We start from the raw sequence: 24,115 nt of genomic DNA on the forward strand, positions 1-24,115 counted from the left end.
TGATGGAGTGGATGCGTTTCTTTCGAGGGCAGAATAAAGAGGAGCTGAAAGAAGTGGCAAAGGGAAATGAATATCTGGAAGGAGCATACGAAGATTTAGTAAAGATGAGCCTGGATGAGCAGAAGCGCCTAGAGTATGAAGCCAGAGAGAAAGCGATCCTGGATTACAGATCCAATATGGAGGGAGCCAGGAATAGGGGCTTCCAGCGGGGCATGGAGCAGGGCTTCGAGCGTGGAATTACTCAGGGAGAGCAGTCGATGCTGATTCAGCTTTACCGAAAGAACCGTCTGACGTTGGAAGAGGCGGCAGAAGAGGCAAAAATGCCAGTAGAAGAGTTCCAAAAGCTTGTGGAAAGCAAAGAGGAATAATATACATTTTTGCGGAAGGAGGTCTTCCGGTAGAAGATGTTGCGTGGGCATGTGACTGTTATGACGCAGCGCGGGAAATGCAGATCGGAACGTCTTTGAATCTCTGGGATATCCCGGCTATGCAGTAGTGTGCAGGTAGAAAAACAGCAGGAAAAAGTGAAAAAGGATAGATTATCAGCACTCTTTTGGAAAGAGTGCTAATTTTCTATTGACTTTTTCAGATCCGAGTATTAAGATTACTGTTAGATGTGAAAAGAAGATATGCCGGCGGAGCTGAAAGTGCCATGAGAAGGAGTGCACCGCCGGCACGATATATGATGAAGGAGTGATTATCATGTCAGTAAAAAAAGGAAGTCTTTCCATCAGCAGTGAAAATATTTTTCCTATTATAAAGAAGTGGGTGTATTCAGACCATGACATTTTCTTCCGTGAGATGATTTCAAACGGATGCGACGCCATTACAAAGCTGAGAAAGCTGGATATGATGGGCGAATACAGCCTGCCGGAGGATTACAAGCCGGAGATTCACGTTGTGGTCAATCCGGAAGAGAAGACACTGAAATTCATCGATAACGGTATCGGTATGACAGCGGATGAGGTAGAAGAATACATCACCCAGATCGCATTTTCCGGTGCAACCGAGTTCCTTGAGAAATATAAAGACAAGACAACAGAAGATGATATGATCGGCCACTTTGGACTTGGATTTTACTCTGCGTTCATGGTAGCGGATGAAGTGCATATCGATACTCTTTCCTATAAAGAAGGAGCTGAATCCGTTCACTGGGTGAGCGAAGGCGGCACAGAGTATGAGATGCAGCCAGGCAATAAAGAAGGCGTAGGTACCGAGATTACCCTGTTCTTAAATGAGGACAGCTTACAGTTTGCAAACGAATACCGTGCAAGAGAAGTACTTGAGAAATACTGCTCCTTCATGCCGGTTGAGATTTATCTCGAAAAGGCCAATGCACCGACCGAGTATGAGACCATCGATGAGAGCGAACTGAAAGATACCGACGTCGTAGTAGAGCACATCCATGAAGATGCAAAGATGGAAGAGCGCGAGAATGAAAACGGCGAAAAAGAAATGGTAGAAGTTTCTCCGGCTAAAGAGAAAGTCAAAATCGAGAAACGTCCGGTTCCGATCAATGACATTCACCCGCTGTGGGCAAAACATCCAAACGAATGCAGCAAAGAAGACTACATTGAGTTTTACAGAAAAGTATTCCTGGATTATAAAGAACCATTATTCTGGATCCATCTGAATATGGACTACCCGTTCAACCTGAAAGGAATCCTGTACTTCCCGAAGATTAACACCGAGTACGATTCCATTGAAGGAACGATTAAGCTGTACAACAATCAGGTATTTATTGCGGACAATATCAAAGAGATCATTCCGGAATACCTGATGCTCTTAAAAGGTGTGATTGACTGTCCGGATCTTCCGCTGAACGTATCACGAAGCGCTCTGCAGAACGACGGATTTGTAAATAAAGTGGCTGACTACATTTCCAAGAAAGTCGCTGACAAACTGACAGGAATGTGCAACACAGATCTGGAAAATTACGAGAAATACTGGGACGATATCAGTCCGTTCGTAAAATTCGGATGCCTCAAAGACCAGAAATTCTGCGATAAGATGATGGATTCCATCCTCTTCAAGAACCTGGATCACAAGTATCTGTCCATGAAAGAACTGATCGGCGAAGCACCGGAAGAAACCGAAGAAGAAAAGACAGAAGATCAGAAAGCAGAAACAGCAGACGAGAAGAAAGAGCCGGAGAAGAAGACCATCTACTACGTGACAGATGAACAGCAGCAGAGCCAGTACATCAACATGTTCAAGAGCCAGGGCATGGATGCGGTCATCCTCTCCCACAATATCGACTCTCCGTTCATCACACAGTTAGAGCAGAGAAATCCACACATCCACTTCCAGAGAATTGACGCTGACGTCACAGATCAGTTCAAAGAAGAAGTGAGCGCAGAAGAAAAAGAAACATTCGACAAACGCGCAGAAGAAATTGCCGGTATCGTGAAAAAAGCGATGAACAACGAAAACTTAAACGTCAAAGTCGAAAAACTCAAAGACGAGAGCGTTGCATCCATGATGACCCTCTCCGAAGAGTCCAGAAGAATGCAGGAAATGATGAAGATGTATGGCATGGGCGGTATGGACGCCTCCATGTTCGGAACCGACACCACACTCGTACTGAACATCAACCATCCACTGGTACAGTACATCGAAAACAACAAAGACAACGAAAATATCAACCTCATCTGCCAGCAGCTCTACGACCTGGCAATGCTGTCAAACAAACCACTCAACCCGGAAGAAATGACAGCATTCATCAAACGAAGCAACGACATCATGATGATGCTCACAAAATAACTTTTTTTAATTCAAAGGGGACGTGTTCCGATGCATCGGAACACGTCCCCTTTGAAAAATCTGTATTGCAATCTGTACCGTACAACTTTTGTGTTTGTGGTGTTTTCTACCGATTTTCTTCGAATTCCAGTCCTTTTTGTGTGAATATTTTGGTTACCATGCTGTCCCATGTGTGTTCCAGGCTTTTGTCAAGTACAAATGTGTGAAAGGATGTTCCAGTGGTGCATGTGAGTCTGGTGCCGTCGAAGCGAAAGTTCAGGTACAGGCCTTTGATGTCGCTGGTCTGGTATGGGAGTCCTTCGTTTTGGAGGAGGGACTCAATCTGATCCGGAGCGAGGGAGAGAATGAAGTGGAAGCGTAATGGCGTCTGTTTTCCTTTGATGAGGGAGAAGCAGTATTCTCTTACCTGTTTCCAGCGGACGTAAGGCTCAGGGCTTTCATTTTCGTTGTCCGGATAAAATTCCGGGTGGTAGGTTCCGTCGATCTGGAAGGTGCAGTAGGTCGTGATTTCTCCGCTGATGAAGGAGAAATTGTCGAAGCGGCTGGACAACAGAAGGACGGACATGCAGTTTTTTGTATTCATGATATAGCTGACCATTCGTAAGCCTCCATGGTTTGTAGTTTCTTAATTTCCTTGTACCAGTATACCAGAATCGTTGTAAAAAAGATATAGACTTGTTTGGAAGTTCTCCCGGCGTTGACTTTTTGTCTTGTTGTAAGTAAGATAGAGGTAGCGCAAAATGAGATCAGGAGGTCAGATGACGATGAATGAAATAGAACGCTTGCTTACATTTACAAAGGAAGCGGTTTCCCCGTTCCATACGGTGGAGGCGGCGGGAAAGCTGCTGGAGGAGAAGGGATTTTCCCCGCTTTCCTGGAAAGAGGAATGGAGCCTGAATCCGGGCGGAAAATACTACCTGGTTCACCATGGATCCGCGCTCTTTGCATTTACCATCGGAAAAGACGCAAAGAAGGAGCAGGAGATACGGATGGCGGCAGCCCATGGTGATTTTCCGGGATTTCGGATCAAACCGGATCCGGATATGAAGGCAGAAGCGTATATCAGGCTGAATACGGAGCCTTATGGAGGGGTGAATCTGGCGAGCTGGCTGGACCGTCCGCTTTCAGCAGCGGGACGTGTGGCAGTCCGCGGGAAAGATGCCTTTCATCCGGAAATGCGGCTGGTAGATTTTGAAAAACCGGTTCTGACGATTCCGAATATTGCTATTCATCTGGACCGTGAGATGAATAAAGGAAGAGAATTAAACCGTCAGACCCAGATGCTCCCGCTTGCAGCCATGGGAACCGGAGCGGAAGAGAAGGGATTTTTTAAGAAATACCTTGCGAAAAAGCTGGATGTAGCGGAGGAGGATATTCTGGAATATGAGATGAATATCTACAATGCGGATCCGGGAGAGCTGATTGGATTTGAAGAGGAATTTGTATCCGGACCGAGACTGGACGACCTGACCGGAGTGCTTGCGATTCTGGAAGGCCTCTGGGACGGCGAAAGAACGGGCGGCATCAATCTTGGAATCGTGTTCGATCACGAGGAGATCGGAAGCAGCACCAAGCAGGGAGCCGGATCGACGCTGCTTCTTCTGCTTCTGGAGAGAATTGTGACCGCTCTTGGATGGGACCGGATGGATCTTCTGAGAATGCTGGAGGACACGATGCTGCTTTCTGTGGATGTAGCCCACGGTGTACATCCGAATTATCAGGAAAAGGCGGATCCGACGAATCATCCGGTGCTGAACGGGGGATTCTGTATCAAGGAAGCTTCTTCCCAGAGCTACGCTACGGACAGCGAAGCGATTGCCGTTGTACAGGCACTCTGCGAGGAAGAAAAGATTCCGTACCAGAAATTTGTAAACCGTTCGGACGGAACCGGCGGCGGAACACTGGGAGCGATTGCGTCCGCCCTGGTACCGGTGCGGACCATTGATATCGGCGTGCCGCTTCTTGCCATGCATTCCAGCAGGGAACTGATGGGAAAGAAAGATATGAAAGCGCTGACTTCCTTTATCCGCACTTTCTTTTCAGCGGAATAATGGAAGATGAGAAAGAGAAAAGGGGAGAAAACAGGATTTTGAACAGCCAGATCGAACGACAGTTTCAGGAACGTTCCAAAAGAGAAGCCTTACGTCTGAATAAATTTTTGAGCGAAGCAGGGGTCTGCTCCCGCCGGGAGGCGGACCGTCTGATTGAAGCCGGCCGGGTGACCGTGGACGGAAAAAAGGCCGAAACAGGTATGAAGATCACGCCGGGACAGGAAGTCCGGGTAGACCAGAAACTGGTGAAACCGGAGGAGGAAATGATTGTCCTTGCGGTCAACAAGCCAAGGGGAATTGTCTGTACGGAAGAGAAGCGGGAGCCGGACAATATTATCCGCTTTCTCAATTATCCGACCAGAATCACGTACGCAGGCAGGCTTGACAAGGATTCCGAGGGACTTCTTCTGATGACAAATAACGGAGATATTATCAATAAGATGATGCGGGCAGGCAATTATCATGAAAAGGAATATCTTGTTACGGTGGACAAACCGGTGACAGAGGAATTCCTGCAGCATATGGCCCGTGGAGTTCCGATTCTTGATACGGTGACAAGACCATGTCAGGTAAAGAAAGAGGGGAAAAAGACCTTTCGGATTGTCCTGACACAGGGACTGAACCGGCAGATCCGCCGGATGTGCGAGGCACTTGGCTATAAGGTCGTGACGCTGAAGCGTGTGCGGATCATGCAGATCCGCCTTGGAGATTTAAAGCCGGGGCAGTACCGGCCTCTTACAGAGCAGGAGCTTGCAAGCCTGGACCGGATGCTGGAACACTCTTCCAACATGCCGGAGCGTGACCGGAAGAACCGGGAAAGAAAAGAGAACAGGAGACAGAAACCATGACAAAAATACAGGGAAGCATAGAAGAAAAGAAGCAGAGGATGACCGAGCTTGTCGATCTGTTGAATCAGGCAGGACGCGCCTACTATCAGGAAGCGCGGGAGATCATGAGCAACTTTGAGTATGACAGGCTTTATGACGAACTGCTTTCGCTGGAGGAGGAGCTCCAGACGACCCTTGCGGCAAGCCCGACGGTGCATGTCGGATACGAGGTGGTCAGCGAGCTTCCAAAAGAACGGCACGAGCGTCCGATGCTCTCTTTGGACAAGACCAAGGAGGTGGGCCGTCTGAAAGAATTCCTGGGAAACCAGACTGCCCTGCTTTCCTGGAAAATGGACGGGCTTACGATTGTCCTGACCTACCGGAACGGGGCGCTTTTTAAGGCGGTCACCAGAGGAAACGGAGAAATCGGGGAGGTTGTTACCAACAATGCCCGGGTGTTCAAAAACATTCCGCTAAAGATTCCTTATCAGGGAGAACTGATTCTCCGTGGCGAGGCGGTGATCCGTTATGATGATTTTGAGCGGATCAACGAGGAAATCGAAGATGTGGATGCGAAATACAAAAATCCGCGGAATCTTTGCAGCGGTTCCGTGCGTCAGCTGAATAATGAGATCACGGCAAAGCGAAATGTCCGCTTTTATGCCTTTTCCCTTGTGCGGGCGGATGGCGTAGACTTTGAGAACTCCAGAAAACGCCAGATGGAGTGGTTAAAAGAACAGGGCTTTGAGACTGTAGAATATCATATGGTAAATGCAGGCACGATCGAGGAAGAAGTGGCCTGGTTTGCGGATCAGATTCAGAAAAATGAAGTGCCGTCCGACGGGCTGGTGCTTCTGTATGACGACATTGCTTACGGCCAGTCTTTAGGAAGTACTGCCAAATTCCCCCGGGATTCCTTCGCTTTTAAATGGGCGGATGAAATCCGGGAGACGACGCTTCGGGAGATCGAGTGGAGTCCGTCCAGGACAGGGCTGATTAATCCGGTGGCTATTTTCGATCCGGTAGAGCTGGAGGGAACGACCGTTTCCAGAGCCAGCGTCCACAATATCAGCATTATGGAGGAACTGGAGCTGGGCATCGGGGACCGGATTCAGGTGTACAAGGCCAATATGATTATCCCGCAGATCGCGGAAAATCTGACCAGAAGCGGAGTACGGGACATTCCGGAAACGTGTCCGGTGTGCAGCGGGAAGACCGAGGTCCGGCAGATCCTGAATGCAAAAGCGCTCTACTGTACGAATCCGCAGTGTCAGGCAAAACAGATCAAGGCATTCACCCTTTTTGTCAGCCGGGATGCCATGAATATTGACGGGCTTTCTGAGGCGACCATGGAAAAGCTGATCGGAAAGGGATTCATCCACGAGTTTGCGGATATCTATCACTTGGATGAACACCGGGAGGAGATTCGGGAGATGGACGGTTTTGGAGAAAAGTCCTGCCAGAATCTTCTGGACAGCATTGAAGCGTCCAGAGAGACGACGCTTTCCAGACTGATCTACGCCCTTGGGATCGAAAACGTGGGGGCGGCTACGGCAAAACTGATTTGCAGACAGTTTGATGACGATCCGGAAAAGATTGCCGATGCAGACCGGGAGGCATTGAGCCGGATTCAGGGAATCGGGGATGTTATTGCCGGAACATTTACAGAGTATTTTCAGGATCCGGAAAAGAGAGCCCGGTATGAAAATCTGTTAAAGGAACTTCATCTGCAAAAGGAAGAGCGGCAGGAGCAGCAGAGCTTTGCCGGAATCAATTTTGTCATTACCGGATCGGTTACACATTTTAAAAACAGAAACGAAGTCAAGGAAGAGATTGAGAAACGGGGCGGTAAGGTGACAGGTTCTGTAACATCCAAAACAAACTACCTGATCAACAATGACACCGAATCCACTTCCTCCAAAAACCGGAAGGCGAAAGAGCTCGGAATTCCGATTCTTTCGGAGGAAGATTTTCTGGATATGCTGAAAAACGAGGGATAAAAATGGGAAATCATGCAGAAAATGAAATAGAAGCGTACCTGCCCTTCTGGGAGAGCCTGACTGAGTCCCAGAAGGCGAAGATCCGTTCGGAGGCAGTGCAAAAAACAGCCGGAAAAGGCGAAATTGTCCACCGGGGAAGTGGTGACTGCCTGGGATTTCTGATTGTAAAGAGCGGGCAGCTAAGAGCCTATGTGGTCTCGGAGGAAGGAAAGGAGATCACGGTATACCGGATGTTTGAGAGGGATATGTGCCTTCTGGCGGCAAGCTGTATTTTCCGGAACATTGATTTTGAGATCTGGATGGAGGCGCGGGAGGAAACGACCTACTGGGTCATCCCTCCGGTCGTCTATCAGGAGCTGATGGATACGTCTCTTCCGGTCATGAAATATACAAACGACCTGATGGCGGAGCGGTTTTCCGACGTCATGTGGACGATGGAGCAGATCCTTGGGAAGAGTGTGGACAAGCGTCTGGCAGCACTGCTCATCGAGGAAGCCCAGAATACCGGGGAGGAGGAATTTTCCCTCACCCACGACCGGGCGGCGAGAGAGCTGGGGACGGCGAGGGAAGTCGTCACAAGGATGCTGCGGTATTTCCAGCAGGAGGGGCTTGTACTTCTCTCCAGAGGGAAAGTCCGGATCCTGGACCGGGACCGCCTTTATGCGCTGGCGGAGGAGAGTCTTCGATAAAAAAGCGGCCGGCTTTGTGACTTTGTTACGGAAACAGGTGGGAAATTGCGTATAATAGGAGACAGAAACAAGGAAAACAACAATTCACAGGAGGAATAATAGATGGCAGAAGTAATGACAATCACACAGGAAAATTTTGAAGCGGAAGTATTAAAATCCGAGAAACCGGTATTAATTGATTTCTGGGCAGAATGGTGCGGACCATGCCAGACCTTTATCCCGATCATCCATTCCTACGCAGAGAAGACGGACGCGGTAAAAGTCGGAAAGATCAATGTGGATGAAAACAGAGAGCTTGCAAAGCAGTTCCGGATCCTGAGCATTCCGACAGTCATGCTGTTCCAGAACGGCGAATCCGTAAAACGCCATTCCGGAGTCCTGATGGAGGACGAATTAAAGGCGTGGGTGGAAGAGTAAAGCATCAGTTTAGAAAAACTTTACTTGTCCGAACGGGACATCTGGGCTATAATATCTTCTATAAAATTCTATAAAATCAGTATAGAAGGGGTTTTAGCAAATGTCAGATGAAAAGAATACAACGATCGACGAAGTGAACACAGATGACCAGAAACTCGAAGAGACTGTCAAAGGCGTTGTAGAAGATACGTCAAAAGATGACAGCGAATATGAAAAACTCTGCTCTATCTGCCACCGCCCGGAAAGCATTACGGGAAAGATGATAGAGCTTCCGAATAATCTGTATGTCTGTCCGGATTGTATGCAGAAGAGCTTTGATATGATGAATAACGGACAGATCGACTTAAACCAGCTGATGCGGATGCCGGGTGTTCAGATTCTGAATATGCAGGATCTGGAAAACATGATGCCGAAGCAGCAGAAGGTAAAGAAGAAAAAAGAGAAGAAAGAAGAAAAGCCGGAGCTGGATCTTCACAATATTCCGGCGCCGCACAAGATCAAGGCAAAGCTGGATGATTATGTGATCGGTCAGGAGCAGGCGAAGAAGATCATCTCCGTAGCGGTTTACAACCACTACAAGAGAGTGGTGACCGATACGATGGATGACATCGAGATCGAAAAGTCCAACATTCTGATGCTTGGACCGACCGGTTCCGGTAAGACATACCTTGTCAAGACACTGGCAAGGCTTCTGGATGTACCGCTTGCCATCACGGATGCGACTTCCCTTACAGAGGCCGGATATATCGGTGATGACATCGAAAGCCTTGTATCGAAGCTTCTGGCGGCAGCCGATAATGATGTAGAGAAGGCGGAGCGGGGAATTATCTTCGTAGATGAGATCGACAAGATTGCCAAGAAGAAAAATACAAATCAGAGAGACGTCAGCGGCGAATCCGTACAGCAGGGAATGCTCAAGCTTCTGGAAGGAAGCGATGTGGAGGTTCCGGTAGGAGCCAACAGCAAAAATGCCATGGTACCTCTGACTACGGTCAATACGAGAAACATCCTCTTTATCTGCGGCGGAGCCTTTCCGGGGCTTGAGCAGATTATCAAAGAGCGGCTCAATAAGCACTCCTCCATCGGCTTTATTGCAGATCTGAAGGACAAATATGACAACGACAAAAATCTGCTGTCAAAGGTGACGGTGGAGGATCTGCGAAACTTCGGAATGATTCCGGAATTTCTGGGACGTCTCCCGGTGATCTGCACATTGCAGAGCCTGGATCGGGATATGTTCGTCAAGATCTTAAAAGAGCCTAGAAACGCGATCCTCAAACAGTATCAGAAGCTCCTTGCTTTGGATGAGGTGCGTCTGGAATTTGAGGATGACGCGCTGTACGCTATTGCGGAGAAGGCGATGGAGAAAGATACCGGGGCCAGAGCGCTGCGTGCCATCATTGAGGAGTTCATGCTGGATATCATGTATGAGATTCCAAAGGATGACAGCATCGGCGAAGTGATTATCACAAGGGACTACATAGAGGGAACAGGCGGACCGGTGATCCGGCTCAGGGGCCAGGAAGTGCCTCCGCTGCTTGAGAATAATCCGGTACAGGAGTCCGGTCTTTAGAAAAATGAAATAAGTAATATGGGACCTGCATATACTTACAAAAAGTATATGCAGGTTTTTTGATGGATGTAGAACAGTGCAGGGAAGCGGTTTTGTCGGAAGAATATCGGGACTTTATGTTCACAGACCGTTTTTTTTCTTTACTCAGGGAAGGAACCTATCTGACACAGCCGGCAGGAACTTTGTATCAGAATGTGTATCTGCCGCGCTCTGAGGCAGAGCGTTTTCCGGAAAATGATATTCCTTATTATTCCATTCCAAAGTGTTTCACGCCGCTCGATATGGGGGCCTTAAATGCTGCCGGGATTACGACAGTACAGAATTATCCGGGACTGGAGCTGAAAGGGCAGGGGATGCTGATCGGATTTCTGGATACCGGGATCGATTATACAAATCCGGTGTTCCGAAGTCTGGACGGATCCACCCGGATTCTGGGGATCTGGGACCAGACCATTCAGGACGGCAATCCGCCGGAAGGATTCTGCTATGGAAGTGCCTATACAAGAGAAGATATTAACAAGGCACTGCAGCAGGAAGATCCGTTTGCTTTTGTGCCGACAAAAGATGAGGACGGGCATGGAACCTTTACGGCAAGCGTGGCAGCAGGAAGCGCCAATGTGGAGAACCAGTTCGTGGGGGCTGCGCCGGAGGCGATGATTGCCATGGTGAAGCTGAAACCCGCAAAACAGTATCTGCGGGAGTATTATTTTATCCGGGAAGGGGCCTTGGCCTATCAGGAGAATGATATGCTTGCCGGACTTTACTATTTAAACCGGCTGGCGCTGAAATATGACCGGCCGCTTGTACTCTGCGTGCCCCTGGGGGGCAGTCTTGGAGGGCATAACGGGACGGCGCCGGTATGTGAGGAACTGGAATTCTATGCCGGTCAGAAAAACCGCGTAGTTGTGACAGGAACAGGAAACGAGGCGGATAAGCGGCATCATTATCAGGGAGAGACCAGCGGACAGAAGGAAAGGGAGATGGTGGAACTTCGGGTCGGGCCGGGAGTACGGGGATTTCAGGCGGAAATCTGGACAGACATTCCGGATGTTCTGGCAGTCTCATTATACTCCCCGTCCGGGGAGCAGATTCAGAAAGTTCCGATCCGTCAGAACAGTAGAAATGAATACCGTTTTCTTCTGGAACAGACAACGGTTATTATAGACTACCGTCTCCTGGTAGAGCGGACGAATTCGGAACTGATTATTCTGAGATTTATCAATCCGGCAGAAGGAATCTGGAAAATCGGTCTGGAACCTCTGCAGAGTATCGACGGGCTTTTTCATATCTGGCTTCCGGTTTCGGATTTTCTGACGGGAGAAGCCTATTTTCTGAGGTCAAGTCCGGACGAGACGATTCTGGAGCCGGGAAGCACACCGTCAGCTATTACCGTTTCCTTTTATAACTGGGAAGAAAATTCGGTTGCGGTTCAGTCCGGCAGGGGCTATACTAGAAACAGGATGATCAAGCCGGAATTTGCCGTTCCGGGCGTTAATGTGACAGGGGCTGTTCCGGGAGGAAACTTTACGGAGAGGTCCGGTTCCAGCGCGGCGAGCGCTATTGCGGCCGGAAGCGCGGCGCTTCTCTTGCAGTGGATTATACAGGATCAGAAGTCTCAGGCATCCTCGGCTCAGGTGAGGAATATTCTTATTCTTGGTACAAGAAGGATTCCTGGAAACGAATATCCGAACCGGCAGTGGGGCTATGGTACGATGGACCTTTACCACACCTTTGAAGAGATACGGCAGTTATAAAGGAGGAAGAAACAATGGATGATTTTTTTAGCGAACTTGGGAAGAAAATTTCAGAGACTGCAGATATTGTAGGAAAAAAGACCAATGAGATCCTGGATACGGAAAAGCTGAAAAGCCGGATCCGTACTCTGGAACGTGCCAATGAGCGGGACTATATTGACATCGGCAAGTCCGTCTATGAGAAGTTTCAGGAGAATGAGGTGACAGATGAGTCATGCATTGAGTTCTGTGAAGCGATTGAGAAAAGACAGGAGCAGATCGAAGACCTGAAAAAGGAGATCGACCGGATCAAAGGAGAATAAATGCGGATGAAGAAATGGATGACGGGATTTGCGGCCGTTCTTCTGGGTGCAGATCTCTTCTGTAAGTACCGTACGGAACAAAAAGCCGACGGAGAGAAAGAAAAAGAGCTTTTCGGAGGGAAAGTGCTGATCCGCAAGGTACACAATCATGGATTTGCCCTGAATGTGTTAAGCGGAGAGGACCGGATTGTAAAGGGAGGATCCCTTCTTGCCGGAATCCTGCTGCTTTGTTACCATGTGAAGCTGTTTTTTTCTAAAAAAGGAACATGGAAATTTGCAGGGACATCCTTGATGCTTGCCGGGGCGCTGAGTAATCTATACGACCGTTTCAGGAGAGGCTATGTGGTGGATTACATCGGATTTGCGGCGGCGGATCCGCAGATACGAAAGATTACGTTTAATATCGGAGATTTCTGCCTGATGGCCGGGGCTGCCGTTCTTGCAGCCGCCCAGGCCGCCAGATCAGTCACAAAAGAAATCCGGAAAGAGGTTAAGAAGCAGAGAAAAACTCTTTAATCTGACCATGAATAATTTCCATCAGCCGGGTGCGGGATTCTACCGCCGCCCAGGCAACATGGGGTGTGATCAGAAGTTTTTTACTGTCTCTGATATCAAAGAGGGGATTGTCAGCTGACATCGGTTCCTGACAAAGTACGTCAAGACCGGCCGCGGCGATGGTTCCCTTTTTTAATGCGTCCGCCAGATCCTGCTCCACAACGATCGGTCCCCGTCCGAGGTTCAGCAGGATGGCGGATGATTTCATCTTTTCGAGAGCTTTTGCATTGATCAGCCCTTCCGTATTTGAATTCAGAGGGGCGTGAATGGAAATAATATCGGAGGTGGATAATAAAGTGTCAAAGTCCACCTGATGATAGCCTTCCTGCTCCGGGCTGCCTGAGGTAGAATAGTATACAACGTCCGCACCAAAACAGGAGGCAATATCAGCTACCCGGCGGCCGATGTTTCCAAGTCCGATGATGCCGAAGCGCATGGAGCAAAGTTCATGAAAGTGCTCGGCAAAATGGGTGAAGATCCGGTCGTTGATATAGCTGCCTTCCTTGACGTAGTCATCGTAATAGCGGAGCTTTTCCAGCAGGTAAAAGAGCATGGCAAAGGTGTGCTGCGCAACGGATTCGGTAGAATAGCCGGCCACATTGCGCCAGGCTATCCCACGGCGTTCCAGATAGTCTTTATCCAGATTATTGGTACCAGTGGCGGTGACGCAGACCAGCTTTAAATGGGAAGCGTTCCCGATGGTTGTTTCGTTGACGGGTGTTTTATTGACAATCAGAACATCAGCGTCCTGAGTCCGTGCAGATGCTTCCGAAGGTGTCGTGAAGTCGTGATAGATCACTTCGCCAAAGTCTTCAAAAGCGGACAGATCGATATCTGAGCCGATGGTTTTGGCATCCAGAAATACAAGTTTCATGAAAGAGCCTCCTTATTATTTCTTTTTTTTCATTATAGACAGAACGAACGGAAAAGTAAAGAAAAGGGGTTGACAATAAATCAGAAGAAATAGTATACTAATCCTCAGAAGAGCATTTGCGAATTATACTAATAGTTTGCAGATGTTATTTTTTTGGAAAAAAGAGAGTAAAACTGCGGAAAGGAGAATCCAACATGAAGAAACTGGATACGAAGAAACTTGGAATTGACATACTGATTGATATTGTCGGGGGAATTCTGATTGCAATTGGAACATACAACTTTGCCGCCATGGCGAAATTCCCAATGGTAGGATTTAACGGAATTGCTTTGATTTTCTATCATTTGTTTGGACTGCCGATCGGTACGGTTGCGATGCTTCTGAATATCCCGGTTGCCATTGCGTGCTTCCGGATCCTCGGAAAAGACTTTTTTATCCGCTCCATCCGGACGATCATCATTACGTCCGTGATCATGGACGTTGTTGCGCCGATGTTCCCGGTATATACCGGAGACCGGATGCTGGCAGCAATCTGTACGGGTATTTTCTCCGGTCTGGGCTATGCCCTGATCTATATGAGAAATACATCTACAGGAGGATCGGATTTCATCATGCTTTCTATTAAGGCGTTGAATCCGCATCTGTCTCTTGGAAAGATTTCATTTGCGCTGGAAGCGATTGTTGTTCTTATTGGAACAATTCTTGTTTCGAAAGATATTGACAGCCTGATCTACGGTATGATGATCAGCTTTATTCTCTCAGCGGTTGTGGACAAGGTAATGTACGGAATTGATTCCGGAAAGATGTCTCTGATTGTGACAGACTTTCCGGTAGAAGTGGCGGCACGGATCGACGAAGAAGTCGGACGGGGAAGCACGTTCTTAAAGGCAGAGGGAAGCTATTCCCATATTCAGAGAGATGTTGTACTCTGTGCATGCAACAATAAAGAAATGTACGGAATCCGTAAGGTTGTAAAGGAGATTGACCCGAAGGCATTTATCATCATTGTAGAGTCCAACGAGGTGCTTGGAGAGGGATTCAAAGCCCACTAAAGCCCGGGACATGTAGGAGAAAACAGAAACGGCAGAGATCATTCAGGTCTCTGCCGTTTTTTTTCGTATCTTTTATTTCTGTTCTGCGTAAAGCTTTACGATTTCGACTACTACATCGGTTGCAAGATCCATTCCCTCTACTGTGATATGTTCATATGGTCCGTGGTATGCGTGTCCGCCGGTACCAAGGTTCGGGCAAGGAAGTCCTTTGAAGCTTAACTGGCATCCGTCTGTGCCGCCGCGGATCGGAAGAATCTGAGCCGGAACATTGGCACGTTCACAGGCAGTTTTCGCATTCTCAATGAGGTGCATGCAGTCCTTGATAATGGTGGACATGTTCTTGTACTGCTGTGTGATCGTCAGTTTTACTGTGCCTTCGCCCCATTTTTCGTTCAGGTCTTTTTCGATCAGACGAAGTGTCTGCTGGCGTGCTTCAAACATGGAAGCGTCATGATCTCTGAGGAAGTAGTGGAGTTCCGCCTTTCCTACATCTCCGCTCATGGAAACAAGATGGTAGAATCCTTCATATCCTTCAGTTCCACGAGGTGTCTCGCAGCCCGGAAGCATGTTGTTGATTTCCATGGCAACAAGGCTTGCATTGATCATTGTATCCTTGCTGGATCCCGGATGAACGGCAAAGCCTGTGATTTCAAAGTCTGCTTTGCATGCGTTGAAGTTTTCGTACTGGATTTCCCCTTCGCCGTCTCCGTCCAGAGTGTAGCCGAAGTCCGCGTCGAATTCCTCTACATTGAAGTGGGAAGCGCCGGTTCCGATCTCTTCGTCCGGTGTGAAAGCAACACGGATCGCTCCATGAGGAATGTTTTCTTCTTTGATGCGTTCGATCATGGTCATGATCTCGGCAATGCCGGCCTTGTCATCTGCTCCGAGTACTGTCGTGCCGTCTGTTGTGATCAGAGTACGGCCTTTCAGTTCCGGAAGATGAGGGAAGGCGCTGACTTCCAGTACACGGCCGCTGTCGCCAAGCACAACGTCTCCGCCGTCATAGTTTTCATGGATCACCGGAACGATGTCATGGTCGCAGAAATCGGAAACCGTGTCCATGTGAGCGATGAATCCCATCTTCGGGCAGTTTTCATAACCCGGTGTTGCCGGAATCTTTCCGTATACATAGCACTGATCGTCCACATGAGCCTCCACGCCCAGCTCTTTCAGTTCGTCTACCAGAATGTTCGCGAGATCAAACTGGCATTTGGAAGATGGAACAGTTTCGCTGTTCTCATCGCTTGGTGTCCTGACAACGACGTATTTTAGTAATCTTTCATAAGCTTTCATTGGAATTCCTCTCCTTTATTGTAAATTTTCCTATATCCCATTATAGCATTTTTTACAGGATGTACAAGTCCCGAAAATCCGGAAGGACACTTTGGAGGGAGAATTGTAGGGAAAAAATAGGGAAAGATGTAGTATAATAACGCTGAAATGATATGGAAAAGAAGAGGAAAAGAAAATGGAACGACTTTTGATTGTAGATGATGAACCGGGAATCCGGATGCTTTTAAAAGATTATTTTGAAATGATGGGATATGAAATACGGACGGCCGAAAACGGACGGGAGGCGGTCCGGTGTGCCGGGGAGCAGCCGGATCTGATCCTTCTGGATATTAATCTTCCGGATATGGACGGAATGACGGTGTGCCAGAAAATCCGGGAAACAGTACGCTGTCCGATTGTCTTTTTAACGGCAAAGATTGAAGAGCAGGACCGGATCAACGGGCTGCTGTCCGGAGGAGATGATTATATAACCAAACCGTTTTCCATCGATGAACTGGGTGCCAGAGTAATGGCCCACCTGCGACGGGAAAAGCGGGGGCGGCAGGAGAAAGAGGAGGCGCAGAATCAGGGCCTTGCCATCCGGTACGATGAGCGGAGTGTCCGCTGCAACGGGGAGGAGATTCGTCTGACAAGAACCGAGTTTGACATTCTGGCATTTCTTTCCATGCATCCAAGGCAGGTATTCAGCAAGGAACAGATTTACGAAGCGGTCCGGGGACTGGAAGGAAACGGTGACAGCAGCATTGTGATGGAGCATATCCGCAGACTCAGGGGAAAGATTGCGGAGAAAACGAAACAGGATTATATTGAGACAGTCTGGGGAGTGGGCTATAAATGGATTGGATAGATGAAAAGATGGAACAGTTCCGGAGCTGTATCCGGAATCTTCCGGTGAAGAAGGCATTGCTTTCTTATTTGTGTATCGCTGCGGTGATTGCATTCCTGCTGAGCAGCGCTACCATACGGATCTGTGAAAAATGGACGGAAATTTTAGCGGAGCGGCAGAATGTGAACATGGACCGGGCCTATACAAGAGAGGCTCTTTTCTTTTATTATAAACAGTCAGCGGCCGGGATTACCGACAGGGAGGAAACGATACTGATTCTGCTCCAGGAGATGGTACGATGGTGTCCGTATGTCTATACGGTGCTGACGATGCTGGCGGCAGGATCCCTGTTTTACCGGAAGAGACTTCAAAAGCCGTTTGGGATTCTCGGGGATGCCGTAGAGAAGGTAGGAAAAAAGGAGCTGGATTTTACAGTTGCTTATGAGAGTGAGGATGAGATGGGAAAGCTTTGCGCTTCCTTTGAAGAGATGCGGCAAAATCTGGAGGAAAATCAGAAAGAGATGTGGAATCTGGTAGAAGAGCAGAAAAAGCTGAATGCTGCCTTTGCCCATGATCTGCGAACCCCGCTGACCGTGATCCGGGGGTATTCGGATTTTCTTGTCCGGTATCTGCCTAAGGGGAAGATCAGCCAGGAAAAATTAAAGGACACCCTGCGTCTTCTTTCGGAACAGGCGGAACGGCTGGAACGGTTCAGCGGAACCATGAAGTCTTTGCGGTCGGTAGATGAAATTCCATTTGCACCGGCAGGGAAAAGAAAACAGGAACTGGAGATGCGGATTCAGGGCATGGTGGATGCACTGAATGTGGCAAAAGAAGTAAAGATTGTTTACCTGCATGACTGCTCCGGGGGAAAGCTGATTCTGGACGAGGATATTGTGATGGAAGTACTCGACAACCTGCTCTCCAATGCAATCCGGTATGCAAAAAGTCAGGTGGAGATTGAAACAAAGGTCGAAGGGGAGTTTTTCTATCTGTTTGTATCCGATGACGGACCGGGATTTTCCGGGGAAGCACTGGAAAATGCGTCGGATCTGTATTTCAGTGAGGGACTAAAAGAGGAGCATTTCGGGATCGGGCTTAGCCTGTCGGATCTGCTTTGCAGAAAGCACGGAGGAGAGATCAGCTTTGCAAACAGTGCATGGAAGTCCGGGGCTGTCGTGTCGGCTTCTTTTGAAATTCAGGGGAAAATCTAAAGAAATCCTTTCAGATATCTAGGGAGAAAGTAGAGAAATCCCATGTATGATAAGGATATCAAGAAGAAAGGAAGTGGACAGATGAGCAGAAATGAAATGGAAATCCGGATTGAAGGATTGGAAAAATATTACGGGAAAAAGCATGCGCTGAAAAATGTGACACTTACGATTCCCTCCGGCATGTTTGGCCTGCTTGGAAGAAACGGGGCCGGGAAGACAACGTTGATGAAGGTGCTTGCCACGTTGATCGGAAAGCAGGGAGGAAAGGTGACCGTGTGCGGGATTCCGGTGGAAGAGGCGGCCAGGATCCGCAGAATCACAGGGTATTTGCCGCAGGAGTTTTCCATGTATCCCAACATGGGAGTCTATGAAGCGATGGATTATCTCGGAGCCTTATCCAAAATGCCGAAAAAGGTGCGGAAGGAGCGGATCCCGGTTCTGTTGGAGAAGGTCAATCTTCAGGAGCATTACCGGACAAAAATCCGGGCTCTGTCAGGAGGAATGAAGCGGCGGCTCGGAATTGCCCAGGCCATTCTGCACGATCCGAAAGTTCTGATTGTAGATGAGCCGACAGCGGGGCTTGACCCGGAAGAAAGGGTACGGTTCCGGAATCTTCTCTGTGAAATTGCCGAGGACAGGATTGTGATTCTCTCTACCCATATTGTCGGGGATATTGAGGCCACCTGCGAACAGATTGCCATCATGGATGAAGGAGAACTCTACTATAACGGCACGGTGATGGATCTGCTGCGGATGACGGAAGGAAAAGTCTACACTGCACAGATCAGCAGGAAGGATCTTGCAAAGATGAAGGAGAATTATGTCCTGACCAGTATGCTGACCCAGGGAAATAATGTAATGGTTCGTTTCCTTTCGGAGCAGAAGCCGCAGGTGGAAGCTTCGGCCTGCGAGCCGGGTGTGGAAGATGCGTATATGTATCTGATGCAGGAAAAGGAGGGATTTTCTCATGTTCTGGACCTTGTTTAGAAAAGAGTGCAGGATGCTGTCGAGAAGCCTGATTTTCTGGCTGTATGTTCTGGGGGCCGCCCTTTTTTTCTTCAGCCAGATGGGGACGATCACCTTTGAGTCGGAGCCGGAACCTGGACAGGAAAGCTACGGACTGAAGATTTCCGACAAGAAGGAAGACCAGATAAGGGGGACACTTGGACTTCTTGCCGAATCTTATCTCAATGATACCTTTACAACAGCACCGGTGGGATTTAACAAGCATGTCTCCTTGAGTGATGGAGAGAAGCAGGAGATCGAAACGATTCTCGAGGATACAACCGGCCTTTCGACAGAAGAGATCGAGACCCGCTATGAGGAGTGGGTACAAAGCCAGACCGTCGCGATGGAAGATGGAAGCTACATGATGGTGGGCGGAAACTTTGTACTGGAACCGAAGGAAGGACTGACCTACGATGCGTTTTTGAAAGAGATGCAGAAGGTCTGCAAGATCCTGGGACCGGGATCGGGTTTTACCGAGGAGGGAATCCGACAGAATGCCATGGTGGAAATGACTTATGAAGACGCCCTGGAAGAATACAACAATCTGCTGGAAAAAGACGGTTTGACCGGAGGGTACGCAAGACTGTTCTGCGACTATATGGGAATTATTCTGGCAGTCCTTCCTGTGTTTGTGGCCGTGACAAGAGAAATCCGGGATAAACGGGCGCAGATGAAGGAACTGCTCTATGTAAGAAGGGCTTCCTCCTTTACGATTCTGTTCAGCAGGTATGCGGCGTTGTGCCTGTGCATGTTTGTACCGGTGCTTCTCCTGTCATGCTATCCTCTGGCGGAATGCGCCGGATTCGTGCAGGGAAAAGGAATTTCCCTGGATCTGACCGCCTTTTTCCGGTACAGTTTTGGCTGGCTTCTTCCGACCATTCTTGTGGTGACGGCGCTTGGGATATTCCTGACAGAACTGACGGGAACGGCGGCGGGCGTCCTCGTGCAGGCAGCCTGGTGGTTTCTCTCGATTTTTGCAGGCAGCGACACGATGGGTGGAGGAGCCTACGGTATGAACCTGATCCCAAGACACAATACAGAGTTTAACTACGCAGGATTCCACAATCAGTTTTCACAGCTTGCATTGAACCGGGGATTTTATGTAGTGCTGGCACTGGCACTTGTGACAGCGGCAGCCATGATTTTTGAGGCAAGAAGAAAGGGGAAATGGGGAAATGGAACGATATCTCGCGGCCGGAAAAGAGTACATCCGGCATCATCTGCCGCAGCAGGCACTCGTTAGTGCCGTTCTGTTTGGCGCGGCTCCCCTGATTGCCGGAGTCGAGAATTTAAGTCAGGCGGAGACAGCACAGCTTCTGGATTTTTATGCTGTACTGCCCGGCATGATTCTTTTGATTCCGATTTTCCTTCCGGAACAGAATCCGGACATCCGGGATCTGATCCGGTCAAAATATACTTCCATGGGAAGTATTTATCTGATCCGGATTCTACTAAGCGCTCTTATGATGGTGCTTCTGACCACGGCTTTTGTGTGGATGCTGAAACAGGGTGGATGCAGTTTTCCAGCAGGGAAATTCCTTCCGGCAGCACTTTCCGGAATGATTTTCCTGGGAGGACTGGGGGCCGCGGCTTACGCTCTGAGCGGAAATCCGGTCATCGGTTATATGGCATCTCTTGCATATTATCTGTTCGCTTTCGGGACCGGAGAAAAATATCTGGGCAACTGGTTTTTGTTTTCCTTGTCGGCGGGAGGCTATACAGAAAAAAGGTATCTGGCTGTGACCGGCCTTATATGCCTCCTGATGGCAGTGTGGGTAAGTATTCATAAAGAACGATCCTGAAAAAGAAGCACTTGCCTTTTCTGGAAATCGGAGTAAGATAATAGAAGACCGATGCAAAGGAGAAGGATAATGGAACGAGTGATTGTAATTGCAGTGTTTATCTGCATGATGATGACGGCGCTTCTGATTGCCCACGCAGTGGTCTTTACTGTTCTGGGTGAAAAATGCGTCTGGCTGATTAAAAGTTACCGGGATCTTCCAAAGGAGAAACAGAATCTCTATGATCCGGGCCTTGTTGTAAACGGGGCAAGAAACGGACTTGTGTTGTGGGCACTGTGGTTTGTGCTCGGAGCCGTGCTTTCCTATGTGCTGACACCGTTTCTTGTAGTGGTATTTCTCGGCGTATGGCTGGCGGCTTTCTTTTCCGGCAGAAGCTTTAAGGAAAAAAAGTACGAAAAATATAAAAGGTCTTGACAGAGCACTCCTTTCGATCTAGAATGAAGAAAATCGAAAGGAGCTGCTTTTTGTATGAGCCCGGTATTAATGAATCAGTTTGTAAGCATGAACAGGGACGACGATAGGTAGCGCTTGTATTGTGAGAGAGTTCACAGGTACAAGCGCTTCTTGTGTTGTACCTGTGTGGAAGAAATAGAAACAGAATCACACAGGATGAGGAGAAATCTTGTGTGGTTCTGTTTTTTTTGTTACCGAAAAGCCAAAGGTACAGCCAACAGCTCTTTTTATTCTGGCAGGAAAGGTTGTGATCGAATGGGACATAAAGACGATGCCCACATGGATGAGGATCCGGATGGAAAAGGAGAAAATAACGATCAGAAATTCATGAAAGGGTAAGGAAAAGAAAGATGGAAGAAATCAGATATATCGGAGGAAACGTAAAAAATCAGCAGGAGGAACTCAGCCTTCTGGAGCATGCAGGGGAGATTGTGGAGATACACGGAAGCATATACAAAATCCGGAAGATGAGAGGGTTTGCATTTGTGCTGCTGCGGACGGCAAAACACGTGATTCAGTGTGTCTATTCCGAAGAAAAGGCATCCTTTTCGCTGGAGGAACTGGAAGAGGAAAGCTGCGTGATCTTCCAGGCGGAAGTGGTGAAGGAAGAGCGGTCACGGACCGGTGTGGAGCTGCATCTGATCGGGATGGAAGTACTCTCAAGGCCGTATGAAAAAAGCCCGGTGGTCATCAATCAAAAGCAGGTGGACACATCCATCGCCACGCTGCTTGACTATCGTCCGGTGACACTTCGCAATGAAAAGGAACGTGCCATTTTCCGGATTCAGAACGGCATTACCAACTCGGTACGCAGATTTTTGCAAGGAAAGGGATTTACGGAGATTCATACACCGAAGATCGGATCCGCAGGAGCCGAAGGCGGAGCCAATATTTTCCGTCTGGACTATTTTGGAAAGGAAGCGTATCTGGCACAGAGCCCGCAGTTTTATAAGCAGATGATGGTAGGCGTCTACGAGAGAGTCTTTGAGATCGCGCCGGTATTCCGGGCGGAGAAACATGACACCTCCAGACATTTAAACGAGTATACAAGCGTGGACTTTGAGATGGGATATGTGACGAGAGTGGAAGAGCTGATGGAGATGGAGGCTGCAATGCTGAAATTCGTATTCGCTTCTCTGAAAGAAGAGTGCAAAGAAGAGCTTGCCCTCCTTCAGGTGGAGATTCCAGAATGGAAAGAAATCCCGGCGATTCCATTTGCCAAAGCAAAAGAGATTGTGGCCAAGATTCGGAAAAGACCGGTGGTGGAGCCGGAAGACCTGGAACCGGAAGAAGAAAAGCTGCTTTCCGAATGGATTCTAAAAGAGACCGGAAGCGAGCTTGTCTTTGTAACTGAATATCCGGAGAAAAAGCGTCCATTTTATGCTATGGACAGCGAGACAAATCCGAATGTGACAAAAAGTTTCGACCTTCTTTACAAAGGTCTGGAAGTCACGACAGGAGGGCTTCGGATTCACAATTACGAAGAACAGGTGGCGAAGATGAAACGAAGAGGTATGCATCCGGAAGTGTTTGAAAGCTATCTCATGGCACATAAGTGCGGACTGCCGCCGCACGGAGGCCTGGGACTTGGACTGGAACGATTTACAAGCAGGCTGCTTGGCTTTGAAAATGTGCGCCGGGCATCCCTGTTTCCAAGAGACATCCACCGGCTGGTGCCGTAGGAAAGTAAAGCGAAGGCTGTGCGGAACGACATCCGCACAGCCTTCGCTTTAGTCTACCGGAGATTCCCAGGTTTCCAGAATGGCATCCAGTTTCTCCTGGCTCAGTGAAATGATCCGGTGGTTTGCGTCAAAATAAGTTTTTTCAGAAACCGCGTTCATGAAGTCTTCGTAACGGACAGTACGCTGATCCTTCAGCATGAGATACCAGTCCTCAATCCCCTTGATCTGATCAAGAATAATATAAGGTTCTGTCGGCAGGGCGGTCGGAAGATCTGCTTCAGATCCTCCAGAGCACCCATGGATGCGTTCGCATCATTCTGCATCAATGTATCGATGTCACGTAGAGTCTGTGTCTGGCCTTCCAGAATAAACTGTTTTGTTTTCAGTGTGGTGCAAAGAAGCTTGACCACTTCATAGAAACGGCGGATTTCCGCTTTGCTGGTAGGAAGGCTGAGCTTCAGGGAAATTGCATTTTCGTTTACGGAAAGCTCCATCCCTCTCGCAAGTTTTTCCGGGTCATACAGAAGGGTACAGTTCCCGGTTTCACGCTCTATGAGCCGGAAATTTTCATCGGCGGTCCCATAAGACAGGCCGGACAGACGGATCACATCCTCCAGGGTCAACGGTTTTCTGAAAATAGATTTTTGACGGATCTCTACAGTTACGGACATAGGATCACCCCTGATTTCATTATACAATAAGGAAAGAAAGAGAACAATCGCAAAGCATTTCCCTGGCAGAACTGTAGTTCCGAGCGGTTTAGTACGGTTAGCTGATCGATTTTTGCTGTAAGAACCGTAGACACGGGCGATATAGTACGGTTGCCAGATCAATTTTCGCTGTAGACACCGTAGTCACGAGGTAAAGTGAGCCCCTTGTCAAGGACATCCGAAAAATTTTTTGTCTGGATTTTATAACAGCTTAAATGCTGATGGTAACTCGTTGGTTTTAATATATTTATAGTACTCGTTTGGAGACAT

The 24,115-nt window shown here is 48.4% G+C and carries 23 protein-coding genes and 1 pseudogene; 19 read left to right on the forward strand and 5 right to left on the reverse strand.

Features of this window, described 5'->3' with window-relative positions; translation table 11 throughout:
* Nucleotides 1–368: pseudogene (locus B5G11_RS15680) on the forward strand (PD-(D/E)XK nuclease family transposase); the annotation flags it as partial.
* Between the two features lie 334 nt (nucleotides 369–702).
* A complete protein-coding gene (gene htpG, locus B5G11_RS15685; RefSeq protein WP_087255521.1) occupies nucleotides 703–2,763 on the forward strand; it encodes a molecular chaperone HtpG in 2,061 nt (686 codons plus the stop codon).
* Nucleotides 2,764–2,869: 106 nt separating this feature from the next.
* On the opposite strand, the gene B5G11_RS15690 is transcribed toward htpG, so the two are convergent.
* Nucleotides 2,870–3,361 (reverse strand): DUF5721 family protein, encoded by a 492-nt coding sequence (locus B5G11_RS15690; protein ID WP_087255524.1) that lies wholly within the window; start codon nucleotides 3,359–3,361, stop codon nucleotides 2,870–2,872.
* 160 nt (nucleotides 3,362–3,521) lie between these two features.
* On the opposite strand from B5G11_RS15690, the gene B5G11_RS15695 reads away from it, so the two are divergent.
* The 9 genes from B5G11_RS15695 to B5G11_RS15735 all read left to right on the forward strand — a co-directional run bounded on the left by B5G11_RS15695 (nucleotide 3,522) and on the right by B5G11_RS15735 (nucleotide 12,892).
* Complete coding sequence (locus B5G11_RS15695; protein WP_087255527.1) at nucleotides 3,522–4,814, forward strand: M18 family aminopeptidase; 1,293 nt, start codon at nucleotides 3,522–3,524, stop codon at nucleotides 4,812–4,814.
* A gap of 38 nt (nucleotides 4,815–4,852) precedes the next feature.
* Entirely contained in the window at nucleotides 4,853–5,662 is an 810-nt protein-coding gene (gene rluF / locus B5G11_RS15700; protein WP_087169300.1) for a 23S rRNA pseudouridine(2604) synthase RluF, read from the forward strand.
* Complete coding sequence (gene ligA / locus B5G11_RS15705; protein ID WP_343215525.1) at nucleotides 5,659–7,641, forward strand: NAD-dependent DNA ligase LigA; 1,983 nt, start codon at nucleotides 5,659–5,661, stop codon at nucleotides 7,639–7,641. The genes rluF and ligA overlap by 4 nt, the downstream gene beginning before the upstream one ends.
* Nucleotides 7,642–7,643: 2 nt before the next feature.
* Nucleotides 7,644–8,330 (forward strand): Crp/Fnr family transcriptional regulator, encoded by a 687-nt coding sequence (locus tag B5G11_RS15710; protein ID WP_087255530.1) that lies wholly within the window; start codon nucleotides 7,644–7,646, stop codon nucleotides 8,328–8,330.
* A 102-nt stretch (nucleotides 8,331–8,432) separates the two neighbouring features.
* On the forward strand, nucleotides 8,433–8,747 hold the full coding sequence (trxA, locus tag B5G11_RS15715) for a thioredoxin (protein ID WP_087169257.1): 315 nt from the start codon (nucleotides 8,433–8,435) through the stop codon (nucleotides 8,745–8,747).
* A gap of 100 nt (nucleotides 8,748–8,847) precedes the next feature.
* Nucleotides 8,848–10,320: an ATP-dependent Clp protease ATP-binding subunit ClpX gene (gene clpX / locus B5G11_RS15720; RefSeq protein WP_087169258.1), complete on the forward strand. Its 1,473-nt coding sequence runs from the start codon at nucleotides 8,848–8,850 to the stop codon at nucleotides 10,318–10,320.
* Between the two features lie 62 nt (nucleotides 10,321–10,382).
* Nucleotides 10,383–12,074 carry a S8 family peptidase gene (locus B5G11_RS15725; protein ID WP_087255533.1) on the forward strand — a complete coding sequence of 564 codons (1,692 nt, stop codon included), beginning with the start codon at nucleotides 10,383–10,385 and terminating at the stop codon, nucleotides 12,072–12,074.
* 14 nt (nucleotides 12,075–12,088) lie between these two features.
* Nucleotides 12,089–12,376 (forward strand): hypothetical protein, encoded by a 288-nt coding sequence (locus tag B5G11_RS15730; RefSeq protein ID WP_087169260.1) that lies wholly within the window; start codon nucleotides 12,089–12,091, stop codon nucleotides 12,374–12,376.
* Nucleotides 12,377–12,382: 6 nt separating this feature from the next.
* On the forward strand, nucleotides 12,383–12,892 hold the full coding sequence (locus B5G11_RS15735; RefSeq protein WP_158099310.1) for a signal peptidase II: 510 nt from the start codon (nucleotides 12,383–12,385) through the stop codon (nucleotides 12,890–12,892).
* On the opposite strand, the gene B5G11_RS15740 is transcribed toward B5G11_RS15735, so the two are convergent.
* Nucleotides 12,867–13,805 carry a D-2-hydroxyacid dehydrogenase gene (locus tag B5G11_RS15740; protein ID WP_087255535.1) on the reverse strand — a complete coding sequence of 313 codons (939 nt, stop codon included), beginning with the start codon at nucleotides 13,803–13,805 and terminating at the stop codon, nucleotides 12,867–12,869. The genes B5G11_RS15735 and B5G11_RS15740 overlap by 26 nt on opposite strands.
* Nucleotides 13,806–13,999: 194 nt before the next feature.
* Between B5G11_RS15740 and B5G11_RS15745 the strand changes: the two genes are divergently transcribed.
* A complete protein-coding gene (locus B5G11_RS15745) occupies nucleotides 14,000–14,857 on the forward strand; it encodes a YitT family protein (protein WP_087169263.1) in 858 nt (285 codons plus the stop codon).
* A gap of 72 nt (nucleotides 14,858–14,929) precedes the next feature.
* On the opposite strand, the gene pepT is transcribed toward B5G11_RS15745, so the two are convergent.
* Nucleotides 14,930–16,150, reverse strand: coding sequence for a peptidase T (gene pepT / locus B5G11_RS15750; RefSeq protein WP_087169264.1), 1,221 nt, complete (start codon nucleotides 16,148–16,150; stop codon nucleotides 14,930–14,932).
* A 175-nt stretch (nucleotides 16,151–16,325) separates the two neighbouring features.
* On the opposite strand from pepT, the gene B5G11_RS15755 reads away from it, so the two are divergent.
* From B5G11_RS15755 to aspS, 7 genes are all read left to right on the forward strand, one after another.
* Nucleotides 16,326–16,997, forward strand: coding sequence for a response regulator transcription factor (locus tag B5G11_RS15755; RefSeq protein WP_087169265.1), 672 nt, complete (start codon nucleotides 16,326–16,328; stop codon nucleotides 16,995–16,997).
* Nucleotides 16,985–18,190 carry a HAMP domain-containing sensor histidine kinase gene (locus B5G11_RS15760; RefSeq protein ID WP_087255538.1) on the forward strand — a complete coding sequence of 402 codons (1,206 nt, stop codon included), beginning with the start codon at nucleotides 16,985–16,987 and terminating at the stop codon, nucleotides 18,188–18,190. Before B5G11_RS15755 ends, B5G11_RS15760 begins: the two co-directional genes overlap by 13 nt.
* Before the next feature lie 81 nt (nucleotides 18,191–18,271).
* Complete coding sequence (locus B5G11_RS15765) at nucleotides 18,272–19,177, forward strand: ABC transporter ATP-binding protein (RefSeq protein ID WP_204229638.1); 906 nt, start codon at nucleotides 18,272–18,274, stop codon at nucleotides 19,175–19,177.
* The gene (locus tag B5G11_RS15770) at nucleotides 19,158–20,441 is read left to right on the forward strand and encodes an ABC transporter permease (protein ID WP_087255541.1); all 1,284 of its coding nucleotides are present in this window, start codon (nucleotides 19,158–19,160) and stop codon (nucleotides 20,439–20,441) included. Before B5G11_RS15765 ends, B5G11_RS15770 begins: the two co-directional genes overlap by 20 nt.
* Nucleotides 20,374–21,000 carry a hypothetical protein gene (locus B5G11_RS15775; RefSeq protein WP_087255543.1) on the forward strand — a complete coding sequence of 209 codons (627 nt, stop codon included), beginning with the start codon at nucleotides 20,374–20,376 and terminating at the stop codon, nucleotides 20,998–21,000. Before B5G11_RS15770 ends, B5G11_RS15775 begins: the two co-directional genes overlap by 68 nt.
* A gap of 69 nt (nucleotides 21,001–21,069) precedes the next feature.
* The gene (locus B5G11_RS15780) at nucleotides 21,070–21,414 is read left to right on the forward strand and encodes a DUF3784 domain-containing protein (RefSeq protein WP_158099311.1); all 345 of its coding nucleotides are present in this window, start codon (nucleotides 21,070–21,072) and stop codon (nucleotides 21,412–21,414) included.
* Nucleotides 21,415–21,803: 389 nt separating this feature from the next.
* The gene (gene aspS / locus B5G11_RS15785) at nucleotides 21,804–23,135 is read left to right on the forward strand and encodes an aspartate--tRNA(Asn) ligase (protein WP_087255546.1); all 1,332 of its coding nucleotides are present in this window, start codon (nucleotides 21,804–21,806) and stop codon (nucleotides 23,133–23,135) included.
* A 48-nt stretch (nucleotides 23,136–23,183) separates the two neighbouring features.
* On the opposite strand, the gene B5G11_RS16420 is transcribed toward aspS, so the two are convergent.
* Together B5G11_RS16420 and B5G11_RS15790 are read right to left on the reverse strand one after the other, a co-directional pair.
* On the reverse strand, nucleotides 23,184–23,333 hold the full coding sequence (locus B5G11_RS16420; protein WP_158099312.1) for a hypothetical protein: 150 nt from the start codon (nucleotides 23,331–23,333) through the stop codon (nucleotides 23,184–23,186).
* A complete protein-coding gene (locus tag B5G11_RS15790) occupies nucleotides 23,327–23,806 on the reverse strand; it encodes a hypothetical protein (protein ID WP_087255548.1) in 480 nt (159 codons plus the stop codon). Before B5G11_RS15790 ends, B5G11_RS16420 begins: the two co-directional genes overlap by 7 nt.
* Between the last annotated feature and the right edge of the window lie 309 nt (nucleotides 23,807–24,115).

This window comes from Drancourtella sp. An57 (assembly GCF_002161525.1).
GTDB lineage: Bacteria > Bacillota > Clostridia > Lachnospirales > Lachnospiraceae > Sellimonas > Sellimonas catena.